Origin of the sequence: Mycobacterium colombiense (assembly GCF_001665835.1) — a bacterium.
Classification (GTDB): domain Bacteria; phylum Actinomycetota; class Actinomycetes; order Mycobacteriales; family Mycobacteriaceae; genus Mycobacterium; species Mycobacterium colombiense_A.
In genome coordinates this window covers 37,382-49,046 of sequence record NZ_LZSX01000014.1, presented here as the reverse complement: position 1 = coordinate 49,046, position 11,665 = coordinate 37,382, and the positions used below count along the sequence as shown (strand labels likewise).

At 68.9% G+C, this 11,665-nt stretch carries 8 protein-coding genes; 6 read left to right on the top strand and 2 right to left on the bottom strand.

Annotated features, from left to right (window positions below):
* Positions 1-184: 184 nt before the first annotated feature.
* Genes trmB through A5760_RS03110 form a run of 3 tightly spaced genes read left to right on the top strand, consistent with a single transcriptional unit; the run spans position 185 to position 4,611 of the window.
* Positions 185-964: a tRNA (guanosine(46)-N7)-methyltransferase TrmB gene (gene trmB, locus A5760_RS03120; protein WP_196771972.1), complete on the top strand. Its 780-nt coding sequence runs from the start codon at positions 185-187 to the stop codon at positions 962-964.
* A 13-nt stretch (positions 965-977) separates the two neighbouring features.
* Positions 978-1,691, top strand: a complete 714-nt coding sequence (locus tag A5760_RS03115; RefSeq protein ID WP_064877646.1) for an NYN domain-containing protein — start codon at positions 978-980, stop codon at positions 1,689-1,691.
* A 49-nt stretch (positions 1,692-1,740) separates the two neighbouring features.
* On the top strand, positions 1,741-4,611 hold the full coding sequence (locus A5760_RS03110) for an MMPL family transporter (RefSeq protein WP_064877645.1): 2,871 nt from the start codon (positions 1,741-1,743) through the stop codon (positions 4,609-4,611).
* Between the two features lie 43 nt (positions 4,612-4,654).
* Here A5760_RS03110 and A5760_RS03105 read toward each other — a convergent pair whose 3' ends face one another.
* Entirely contained in the window at positions 4,655-5,803 is a 1,149-nt protein-coding gene (locus tag A5760_RS03105; RefSeq protein WP_064877644.1) for an AI-2E family transporter, read from the bottom strand.
* A gap of 180 nt (positions 5,804-5,983) precedes the next feature.
* On the opposite strand from A5760_RS03105, the gene A5760_RS03100 reads away from it, so the two are divergent.
* On the top strand, positions 5,984-7,180 hold the full coding sequence (locus A5760_RS03100) for a TIGR00374 family protein (protein WP_064877643.1): 1,197 nt from the start codon (positions 5,984-5,986) through the stop codon (positions 7,178-7,180).
* Here A5760_RS03100 and A5760_RS03095 read toward each other — a convergent pair.
* Entirely contained in the window at positions 7,177-7,731 is a 555-nt protein-coding gene (locus A5760_RS03095) for a hemophore (RefSeq protein WP_064877642.1), read from the bottom strand. The two genes, A5760_RS03100 and A5760_RS03095, sit on opposite strands and share 4 nt — an antisense overlap.
* A gap of 351 nt (positions 7,732-8,082) precedes the next feature.
* On the opposite strand from A5760_RS03095, the gene A5760_RS03090 reads away from it, so the two are divergent.
* Positions 8,083-11,130: an MMPL family transporter gene (locus A5760_RS03090; protein WP_064877641.1), complete on the top strand. Its 3,048-nt coding sequence runs from the start codon at positions 8,083-8,085 to the stop codon at positions 11,128-11,130.
* Positions 11,127-11,663 (top strand): hypothetical protein, encoded by a 537-nt coding sequence (locus A5760_RS03085; protein ID WP_064877640.1) that lies wholly within the window; start codon positions 11,127-11,129, stop codon positions 11,661-11,663. Before A5760_RS03090 ends, A5760_RS03085 begins: the two co-directional genes overlap by 4 nt.
* Positions 11,664-11,665 lie beyond the last annotated feature (2 nt).

The window sequence follows — 11,665 nt, the reverse complement described above, 5'->3', positions numbered from 1 at the left end:
GTTCGGTCCGGATGACCCCACCCCCCGGCCGGCGTCGCCGCTACCGGAGGCAGCGCCGGGCCCGAGCGGCCCCACCGAATGGTGGCACCCACGTCACCAAGAAGCGAGCCACCGTTAATGAGTTACCAGGTGGAGGCAACTGTTGGGTATCAATCCGGACCAGGGGCGGCTACATCCGAGGTTTATAGGCCACCATGGACAAATGCATGCGCAGCGCGGGATGGCGATGTCTGCCGACACGCCGACGGGGGGCTCGGACCGCGCCGACCAGCGCTATCTCCCGGCCACGGCGTTCCGATCGCGACGATCGGCCCTGTCCGATGCCCAGCGCCAGACCTGGGAACGGCGCTGGCCCGAGCTCGGCTTGTCGGTGGGCGCCGCCACCGACCAACCCGACAACTCCGAAACGCTGGATACCCGCGCCTGGTTCGGACGACAGGCACCGGTGGTGCTCGAAATCGGTTGCGGCAGTGGCATATCCACCCTGGCGATGGCCAAGGAAGAACCCGATATCGATGTGGTGGCGGTGGAGATCTACCGGCGCGGGCTGGCGCAGCTGCTGTGCGCGATCGACCGCGACAAGGTCAGCAACGTCCGGCTGATCCGCGGCAACGCCCTCGAGGTCCTGCAACGCCTCATCGCGCCGGGTTCGCTGACCGGCGTACGCGTCTTCTTTCCCGATCCGTGGCCGAAGGCGCGGCACCACAAACGCCGGTTCCTGCAGCCGGGCACGATTGGCTTGATAGCCGACCGGCTACTCCCTGGTGGTGTTCTGCACGTTGCGACGGACCACGCCGGCTACGCCGAGCACATCGCCGAGGTCGGCGCGGGCGAACCCCGGCTGCACCCGGCCGATCCCGACAGTGCGCTGCCGATCTCGACCGCGCGCCCGACCACCAAGTACGAGACGAAGGCTCAAGAAGCGGGCAGCGCCGTCACCGAATTCATTTGGCTTAGACGATGAGTAGGCGATGAGTATGAGCCTGACCGAAGAAACCGCGGCGGGGGCCCAACCCGTCGCGCCACCGGCGGTGCTGACCGGCGACGAGCTGGGCGGCTTCTCTCCCCCGGGTGGACGCGTGCTGCTGGTGTGGGACGCCCCGAACCTGGACATGGGGCTGGGCTCCATCCTGGGCCGCCGCCCGACGGCGCTGGAACGCCCGCGGTTCGACGCCCTGGGCCGCTGGTTGCTGGCGCGTACGGCCGAGGTCAGCGCCGGTCGCCCCGGCGTCGTGGTGGAACCCGAGGCCACGGTGTTCACCAACATCGCGCCGGGCAGCGCCGACGTCGTCCGGCCATGGGTGGACGCGCTCCGTAACGTGGGGTTTGCGGTCTTCGCCAAGCCGAAGATCGACGAGGACAGCGACGTCGACCGCGACATGCTGGCCCATATCGAACTGCGGCGCACCGAGGGGTTGGCGGCGCTGGTGGTGGCGTCCGCCGACGGTCAGGCGTTTCGTCAGCCGCTGGAAGACATCGCACGAAGCGGAGTCGGCGTCCAGGTGATCGGATTTCGCGAACATGCGAGTTGGGCGCTAGCGTCGGATACCTTGGACTTCGTTGATCTGGAGGATATCGCTGGTGTCTTCCGGGAACCGTTGCCGCGGATCGGCCTAGATTCGCTGCCTGACCAGGGTGCGTGGCTGCAGCCGTTCCGGCCGCTCTCCGCGCTGCTGACCGCGCGTGTGTGACACTGGAAAACCAATGCGCGGGTCGTTAACGATCCAGTAAGGAGCTTGCGTGTTCGCCTGGTGGGGTCGAACTGTGTACCGGTATCGGTACATCGTGATCGGGGTCACGGTAGCTCTGTGTCTGCTGGGCGGCGTCTTCGGAATCAGCCTGGGCAAGCATGTTACACAGAGCGGCTTCTACGACGACGGCAGCCAATCGGTTAAGGCCTCGGTGCTGGGCGACCAGACCTACGGCCGCGACCGCACCAGCCACGTGGTGGCCACCTTCACCGCCCCCAACGGAAAAACTGTCGACGATTCGGCGTGGCGGGACAAGATCGTCGGCGAGCTCAACAAGTTCAAGGCCGACCACTCCGACCAGGTCGTCGGCTGGGCCGGCTGGCTGGCCGTGGCCAATCCCGCCGACGCGCCCCCGATCATCAAGGGGATGGTCAGCGAGGACAAGAAGCACACCTTCGTGTCGATCCCGCTGAAGGGCAACGACGACGACAGCATCCTCAACAACTACAAGGCCATCCAGCCGGATCTGCAGAAGCTCGACGGCGGGACGGTCCAACTCGCCGGCCTGGAGCCCATCGCCAACGCCCTGACCGGCACCATCGCCACCGACCAGCGCCGCATGGAGGTGCTGGCGCTGCCGCTGGTGACGGTCGTGCTGTTCCTGGTGTTCGGCGGCGCCGCCGCCGCCGGCCTGCCGGCCATCGTCGGCGGGCTGAGCATCGCGGGCTCGCTGGGGATTCTGCGACTGGTCGCCGCGTTCGGGCCGGTGCACTTCTTCGCCCAGCCGGTCGTCTCGCTGATCGGCCTGGGCATCGCCATCGACTACGGGCTGTTCGTGGTGAGCCGATTCCGGGAGGAGATAGCCGAGGGCTACGACACCGAGGCCGCCGTGCGGAGAACCGTGATGACGGCCGGGCGCACCGTGACCTTCTCCGCGGTGCTGATCATCGCGTCCAGCGCCAGCCTGCTGGTGCTGCCGCAGGGCTTCGTGCACTCGCTCACCTACGCGATCTTCGCCGCCGTGGGACTTGCCGCGTTGCTGTCGATCACCTTCCTGCCGGCGTGCCTGGGTATCCTCGGCCGCCACGTCGACGCGCTGGGCGTGCGCACCGCGTTCCGGGTCCCGTTCCTGCGCAACTGGAAGTATTCGCGCGCCTACCTCAACTGGCTCGCGGACCGGCTGCAAAAGACCAAGACCCGCGAAGAGGTCGAGGCCGGCTTCTGGGGCAAGCTCGTCAACTTTGTGATGAAGCGGCCGCTGGCGTTTGCCATCCCAATCGCCGTCGGCATGATCCTGCTGGTCATCCCGCTGGGCAACCTGTCGTTCGGCGGCATGAGCGAGAAGTACCTGCCACCGGACAACCCGGTGCGCCTGGCGCAGGAACACTTCGACAAGCAATTCCCCGGCTACCGGACTGAGCAGCTGACGATGGTGATCCAGAGCACCAACGGCAGCAAGGTGACCGACCAGCAGGTGGCCGACATCCGCAACAGGATCTCCTCGATCGGCGGCTTCACCGACAAGACCTGGGAGGAGCGGGCCTGCCCGGCCATCGCCGGTAACCCCTGCGTCGCCGGCCCGAACGGGACGACGGTGCCCAAAGACGGCTCGGTGCGGGTGATCCAGAACGGGCTGGTCAACAAGAGCGATGCGGCGAAGAAGCTCACCGAACTGCGGTCGGTGAATCCGCCGAAGGGGCTGAACCTCTACGTCGGCGGCACGCCGGCGCTGGAGCAGGACAGCATCCACAGCCTGGCCGAGAAGGGTCCGTTGATGCTGGTGCTGTTGCTCAGCGCCACCCTGCTGCTGATGTTCCTGGCCTTCGGGTCGGTGGTGCTGCCGGTCAAGGCGGTGCTGATGAGCGCGCTCACGCTGGGCTCCACCCTGGGCATCCTGACCTGGATCTTCGTCGACGGGCACTTGTCAGGTGTCTTGAACTTCACCCCGACCCCGTTGATGGTGGTGCTCATCGCGCTGGTCGTCGCGGTCGGTTTCGGTCTGGCCACCGACTACGAGGTGTTCCTGGTCTCGCGCATGGTCGAGGCGCGCGAACGCGGCATGTCCACGGCCGAGGCCATCCGGATCGGGACGGCGACCACCGGACGCCTGATCACGGCCGCCGCGCTGGTGCTGGCGGTGGTCGCCGGTTCGTTCGTGTTCTCCGACCTGGTGCTGATGAAGTATCTGGCCTTCGGTCTGATGGCGGCGCTGCTGCTGGACGCCACCGTCGTCCGGATGTTCCTGGTGCCGTCGGTGATGAAGCTGCTGGGCGACGACTGCTGGTGGGCGCCGCGCTGGGCCCGCCGCCTGCAGAACAAGATCGGCCTCGGCGAGATCGACCTGCCCGACGAGCGCAAGCGGCCCACGCTCAACGGCCGGCCGGCGAGGCCGCCGGTTGCGGCGAGCCTGGTCGCCGCCTCGCCCCGGCCCCCGCACGACCCGACGCACCCCGGAGCGCTGGAGCCGTCGCGCCCCGCACGCCCCACGGACCCGCGGCCCGCGCAGGAACCTGGCACCACGCGCATCCCCGCCAGGCCCAGCCAGCCGACCGAAGCCAAGACGACGCGGTTGGCCGCCCAGGGCGCGCCCGGCCGTGACCGGCCGGCCGATCCACGTCCCGCCAATTCCGCGCCGCAGGCTCCCCAGCGGCCCCCGGCGCCGGGTCCAGCGGCACCGCCGTCCGGCGATCAGACGCGGGCCATCCCGGTTCCCGGCAACCGGTCCGACGACAACGGCGACACCGCCGAACCCACCACCGCCCTGCCCAAGATGCGCGCCGAAGGCAACGACCCGAACGCGGCCACCGAGCAGGTGAACGCGCACGAGCAGAGCGAGAACGGCGACCCGGCGCGGCAACGCCGCCGCGCTGGCGGCGGCCTGTCCGCTGCGGATCTGCTGCGCCGCGAGGGCCGGCTGTAACCAGTCGCCTGGCGCCCCTCAAAGCTCCGAAAAGGCTTGAGCCTCAGCCGGATTCGTTCTCGGGTTTGTCGGGCTCGGCCTGCAGGATCGCGTTCTTCTCGTCCGCCTCCTCGGTCTGTTTCTCGGCCTCGGCGGACGGATCGGGCGCCAACAGCACCTGGATCGCATTGTTGAGGAACGCGACCGTGGGTACGGCCAGCAGCGCGCCGACGATCCCCGCGAGCACGCCGCCGGTGGAAATGGCGAGCACCACCCCGAGCGGGTGAATGGAGACCGCGCGGCCCATCACCAGCGGTTGCAGCAGGTGAGCCTCGATCTGGTTGACCGCGATCAGCAGGCCCAGCGTGATCAGCGCGTACACGACGCCCTTAGCCAGCAGCGCGACCACCACGGCCACCAGGCCCGAGATCAGCGCACCGACGAGCGGAATGAACGCACCCAGGAACACCAGCGATGCCAGCGGCAGCGCGAGCGGGATGCCCATGATCGCCAAACCCGTGCCGACCCCGGCCGCATCGGTCAGGGCCACCAGGAAGGTGGCCCGCACGTACCCGATCAACGACCCGTATCCGGCGATGCCGGCTTCGTGCACCCGGTTGCGGACGTCCAACGGGATGATCTGCACGACGTACTGCCAGATGTTGCGGCCGCCGTAGAGAAAGAAGATCAGCGTGAACAGCACCAGCACCGCCGCGGTGACCAGTTCGGTAACCGTGGCGGCGGTGGAGAGCGCGCCGCTGGTCAGCTTCGCCTGATTGTTGTGCAGCGCCTCGATGGCGGCGTTGCCCGCGCTGTCGATCTGTTCGTTGCGCAGGTGGGCCGGCCCATGGATCAGCCAGCGGCGCGTCGACTCGATGCTCTGCGTCACCTGTTCGGTCAGCCCGGGTAGGCCGTCGATGAACTGCAGGATGACGAACGCCAGGATGCCGCCCAGGATCGCGAAGCCACCCAGCAACACCAGTGCCACCGCACCACCGCGGGGCAGGCCCCGCTTGTCCAGCCAGTCCACCACCGGCACCAGCAACGCGCTCACCAGCAGCGCCACCAGCACCGGAACGACGATGATTTCGAGCTTCTGCACGACCCACAACAGGGCGAGCGCGGCGACCAGGATGACGAGCAAGCGCCAGGCCCAGGCGGCGGTCTTGCGGACAAGGGGTTCGACCGACGCGTCGTCGGCGTTTGCTGACATTTGGCCAGCCTATCCGCCGCGGCCGGCCCCCAAACGTGTCTCGAAGCCGTCTCACGGGGTTCTGCGCGTGGGCTGGAGCCATCGCCGTCGGCACGATCCGGTTACGACCCCGGAACTTCCAAGACACGGTAGGCGGTGCGCAGCGATCGCGGCGCCACCTGCACCGTTACCCTAAATCACGTGCCGCACGACGCACCCGCCAACAAATTACCCCCGCGCGTGGGGGCACCTCCCGCTTGCGGGGGAGAAACCCCGCGCGGGAAGTACTGGTGGGTGCGCTGGGTGATCCTCGGGGCGGTTGCCATCGTGCTCGCCGTCGAGGTTTCGCTGGGCTGGGATCAGCTGGCCAAAGCCTGGATGAGCCTGTATGAGGCGAACTGGTGGTGGTTGCTCGCATCGGTGGCGGCGGCGGCCGCGTCGATGCACAGCTTTGCTCAGATCCAGCGCACGTTGCTCAAGTCGGCGGGCGTGAACGTCAAGCAGTTGCGCTCCGAGGCCGCGTTTTATGCCGCCAATTCGCTGAGCACCACGCTGCCCGGCGGGCCCGTGCTGTCGGCGACCTTCCTGTTCCGGCAGCAGCGGCTGTGGGGCGCCTCGACCGTGGTGGCGTCGTGGCAGTTGGTGATGTCGGGTGTGCTGCAGGCGGTGGGATTGGCTTTGCTCGGCCTCGGCGGCGCCTTCCTGCTGGGCGCGAAGAACAATCCGTTCTCGTTGCTGTTCACCCTCGGCGGCTTCGTCGCGCTGCTGCTGCTGGCCCAGGCCGTCGCGTCACGGCCGGAGCTGATCGACGGCATCGGCAGCCGGGTGCTGGCGTGGGTCAACTCGGTGCGCGGCAGGCAAGCCGACACCGGCCTGGACAAGTGGCGCGAGACGCTGATGCAGCTGGAATCGGTGAGCCTGGGCCGCCGCGACCTGGGGGTCGCGTTCGGCTGGTCGATGTTCAACTGGATCGCCGACGTCGCCTGCCTGGGCTTCGCCGCCTACGCCGCCGGGGATCACGCCTCGGTCGCCGGGTTGACGGTGGCCTACGCGGCCGCCCGCGCGGTCGGCACGATCCCCCTGATGCCCGGCGGCCTGTTGATCGTCGAGGCGGTGCTGGTGCCCGGCCTGGTGTCCAGCGGGATGTCGCTGCCCAACGCGATTTCGGCGATGCTGATCTACCGGCTGATCAGCTGGTTGCTCATCTCCGCGATCGGCTGGGTGGTGTTCTTCTTCGTGTTCCGCACCGAGAATGTCACCGACTCCGGCGAAGACCCGATCACGGGTCCGCTACCGATCGTGCCGCTGCAGGGCGACCCCCCGGCCGACCCGACCGAGACCGCGCTGCAGGGACCGTTGCCGCCCGACCGAAATCCGGAACCCGAGGACCAGCTCTAGCCGACGGTGTTGCCGCGCGACGGGCCCGGCAGCGGGTTGGTCGCCGCGGGCGGCGCCGGCTGCGGCGCGGCGGCCGGGGCGCCACCGGTGGTCCCGCCCAGCGGCGAAGCGCCCGCGGGGTTACCGGGCAGCGCGGGCAGCCCACCGGCCGCGCCCTGCGCCTGCTGCATCAGGCCCATCGCCTGCGGGATCGAGATCGGCAGCTTGCACTGCAGCGACAGGTTGGTCAGCGGCTGGGCAATCGACGTCATGTCACCGGCGACCTTGGGGTTGGCATCGAAGTAGGACTTCAGCCCGTTCACCGACTGCGGCCCCGCCTGCTGCTGAAGCATCGAGGTCATCGTCTGGTTGGTCTCCGGGTGCGAATCCAGGTAGTCACCCATCGACTTGGAGACCGAGCCGATCGTCCGGGCGACCTCACTGGCCGCGCACGGGTCGTTGGCGCCGGTCGCCGGGGCTCCCGCGAGCACCGCGACGGCCACACCGGGCACGGTGGCCGCGATCAGCCCGGCGAAGATTTTGCGACCCCGTCCGGCGGTGGCTCTCGTCATGGACAACTCCTTAGGAGTTTGCGACGGACCGCCGAATCGGCGCGTCGCAAACGACTGCGATGAGACGGCCCCACGCAACGAAGACGTCCCCGAATCCCCCGGGGGCCTCGCGGGCCATCCGACATCCTGCCACCGCCGATATCACCCCTGCCAGTCCGAACGGAGGCCGGGATGGGATATGTGATCGAAATCCCGCTTGGTCACCGGTTCACAACGTCTTCGCAGCGTCTTGGCAACAACGCCGTCGCCGCAGCTCAGGAACTAGATAAGCCCACATAATCCACAGGCTGCTGCGGTATCGTCGCCAACACGCGTTAGCGAGAAGCGGGGAGCGACAAAATCCAGCAGTTAATGATGCGCCTCAGCCGCAGCCTGCGTAAGTACCGCTGGTTGGTCTTCACGGGCTGGTTGCTGGCATTGGTTCCGGCGGTCTACCTGGCGCTGACGCAGTCGGGCAACCTGACCGGCGGTGGCTTCGACGTGGCCGGCTCGCAGTCGCTGGCGGTGCACGATCAGCTCGAGGATCTCTACCACGACCAGGGTGGTTCGTCGCTGGCGCTGGTGGCCGCGCCCCGCCCCGATGCCAGCTACCAGGACATAAACGATGCCGTCGCGCAGCTGCGAGAGATCGCCACCGGCATCCCCGGCACCACCGAGATCCCCAACCCCACCCAGCGGCCCCCGCAGCCTGACCGGCCCTACGTGCTGTCGGTGCGGCTGGATTCCCGCAACACCAGCGACGTCGCCAAGCAGCTCCGCACCAAGGTCGGCATCAAGGGCGACCAGCCCGGCCAGACCGCGAACGGCCGCGTGCGGCTCTACGTCATCGGACAGGGCGCGCTGTCCGCCGCCGCCGCGGCCAACACCAAGCACGACATCGCCGCCGCCGAGAAGTGGAACCTGCCGGTCATCCTGATCGTGCTGCTCGCGGTGTTCGGTTCGCTGGCCGCCGCGGCCATCCCGCTGGCCCTGGGCATCTGCACGGTCGTGGTCACCATGGGCCTGGTCTATCTGCTGTCCGCCTACACCACCATGTCGGTGTTCGTCACCTCGACGGTGTCCATGTTCGGGATCGCGCTGGCCGTCGACTACTCACTGTTCATCCTGATGCGGTTCCGGGAGGAGCTGCGCACGGGGCGCCAGCCCCGCGAAGCCGTCGACGCCGCCATGGCCACCTCCGGGCTCGCCGTGGTGCTGTCCGGCATGACGGTGATCGCCTCCCTCACCGGGATCTACGTGATCAACACCCCTGCGCTGAAGTCGATGGCCACCGGCGCCATCCTGGCCGTCGCGGTGGCCATGCTGACCTCGACGACGTTGACGCCGGCGGCGCTGGCGACGTTCGGGCGTGCGGCCGCCAAGCGGTCGGGCTTCCTGCACTGGTCGCGGCGGCCCGAAAGCACCCAGTCCCGGTTCTGGAACCGCTGGATCGGCTGGGTGATGCGCCGGCCGTGGGTGTCCGCGCTGGCGGCATCGCTGGTGCTGCTCGTGATGGCCGCGCCGGCGGCGTCGATGGTGCTGGGCAACAGTTTGCTGCGCCAGTTCGACTCGTCGCACGAAATCCGCGCCGGGGTGGGCGCCGCCGCCCAGGCCCTCGGCCCCGGCGCGCTGGGCCCCATCCGGGTGCTGATCAACTTCCCCGACGGCGGCGCGGCCTCCCCCGAACACAGCCACACCGTCGGCGCCATCCGCCAGCGGATGTCGCAGGCACCCAACATCGTCTCGGTGTCGCCGCCCCAGTTCGCCGAGGACAACGGCAGCGCGCTGCTGTCGGCGGTGCTGTCGGTGGACCCCGAGGACATGAAGGCCCGCGAGACCGTCGGCTGGATGCGCGCGCAGCTGCCCAAGGTGCCCGAGGCGGGCACGGCGCGCGTCGACGTCGGCGGCCCGACCGCGCTGATCAAGGACTTCGACGACCAGGTGTCGACGACCGAGCCGCTGGTGCTGGCTATCGTCGCGGCAATCGCGTTCGTGATGCTGCTGGTCTCGGTCCACTCGGTCTTCCTGGCGCTCAAGGGCGTCCTGATGACGCTGCTGTCGGTCGCCGCCGCCTACGGCAGCCTGGTGATGGTGTTCCAGTGGGGGTGGCTGAAGGATCTCGGCTTCGCCCAGATCAGCTCGATCGACAGCACCGTTCCGCCGCTGGTGCTCGCGATGACCTTCGGGTTGTCGATGGACTACGAGATCTTCCTGCTCACCCGCATCCGGGAGCGCTTCCTGCATTCCGGTAACACCCGCGACGCGGTGGCCTACGGCGTGAGTACCAGCGCCCGCACCATCACCAGCGCCGCGCTGATCATGATCGCGGTGTTCATCGGCTTCGCTTTCGCCGGCATGCCGCTGGTGGCCGAGATCGGCGTGGCGTGCGCGGTCGCGATCGCGGTGGACGCCACCGTGGTGCGGCTGGTGATGGTGCCGGCGCTGATGGCGATGTTCGCCCAGTGGAACTGGTGGCTGCCGCCGTGGCTTTCCCGGGTGCTGCCGTCGGTCGACTTCGACCGGCCACTGCCCGAGGTCGACCTCGGCGACGTGGTCGTCATCCCCGACGACATCTCGGCGCTGGTGGCGCCCAATGCCGACCTGCGGATGGTGCTCAAGTCCGCCGCGAAGCTCAAGCACCTGGCGCCCGACGCCATCTGCGTCACCGATCCGCTCGCCTTCACCGGCTGTGGCCGCAACGCCGCGCAGGCGCCGGGCCCGGACGAGGACCAGGCCCGCGGCCTGGGTCCCGCGCAGATCCCCCACCAGGTCGCCCTCAGCGAGGAGAAGGTCAGCGTCGGCGTGGGCGCCGCCGACAAGAAGCCCGGCACCAACGGCCACACCAACGGCTCCCTGGCGGCCAAGAAGCTGGTCGGCGGCCTGACCTCGCGCAACGGCATCGCGAAGGCCATCGCCGGAGCGGACCGGCCGGTTCACCCGGTGACGCTGTGGCGGGGGCGCCTGTCGGTCGCGATCGACGCGCTTCAGACGGACCCGGACACCGTGACCGCCGGCGACGGACCGAGATACGAGCGGCGCAGCCCGGTGGAGACCACCAACGTGCAGCTGCCCACCGGCGACCGGCTGCTGGTGCCGACCGGCGCGGAAACCCTGCGGCTCAAGGGCTACCTGATCATGTGCCGTAACAGTCGGCGCGACTATGCCGATTTTGCAGACATGGTCGATTCGTTGGAGCCCGAGACCGCCGCGGTGGTGCTGGCCGGAATGGACAGGTACTACTGTTGTAAATCATCCAGGCGGCAGTGGATTGCCACCCAGTTGGTCCGTCGACTCGCAGATCCCGACCCTTGCGATTACCCGGAAGACCAGGGATCGGAAGCCGACGCCAGCGCGGACTGGGAGGAAATCAGGCAACGCTGCCTGGCCGTGGCCGTAGCGATGCTGGAGGAGGCGAGGTGACGTTGGCACCCGACCGACGCCCCGCACCGCCGCCCCACCGGCCGGGCCCCGAACAGCGTCCCGGCGGCAATGGATCGTCCGGGTCCTTCCAGGACCCCGACCAGCCGGTGGAGTTCTGGCCGACCGCGGCCATCCGGTCCGCCCTGCAGGGTGGTGACATCGCGACCTGGAAGCGCATCGCCGGCGCGCTGAAGCGCGACCCGTACGGGCGGACCGCCCGCCAGGTCGAAGAGGTCCTCGAAGGCACCCGGCCGTACGGCATCGCCAAGGCGCTGTGGGAGGTGCTCGAGCGGGCCCGCGCCCACCTGGAGGCCAACGAGCGCGCCGAGGTGGCGCGCCACGTGCGGCTCCTGATCGACCGGTCGGGTCTGGCCCCGCAGGAGTTCGCGTCCCGCATCGGGGTCACGTCCGAGGAGCTGGGCGGCTACCTCGACGGCAGCACCAGCCCGACGGCCGCGCTGATGATCAGGATCCGGCGGCTGTCGGACCGGTTCGTCAAGGTGAAGTCCGCCCGGTCCGCCGAAGCCAACTGATC

What these genes read in the sequence shown, in the direction of transcription:
- A5760_RS03095 (WP_064877642.1), bottom strand. Translation starts at nt 7,731, where the DNA reads ATGACGAGAGCCACCGCCGGACGGGGTCGCAAAATCTTCGCCGGGCTG.
- A5760_RS03105 (WP_064877644.1), bottom strand. Translation starts at nt 5,803, where the DNA reads ATGTCAGCAAACGCCGACGACGCGTCGGTCGAACCCCTTGTCCGCAAG.
- A5760_RS03115 (WP_064877646.1), top strand. Translation starts at nt 978, where the DNA reads ATGAGCCTGACCGAAGAAACCGCGGCGGGGGCCCAACCCGTCGCGCCA.
- A5760_RS03090 (WP_064877641.1), top strand. Translation starts at nt 8,083, where the DNA reads ATGATGCGCCTCAGCCGCAGCCTGCGTAAGTACCGCTGGTTGGTCTTC.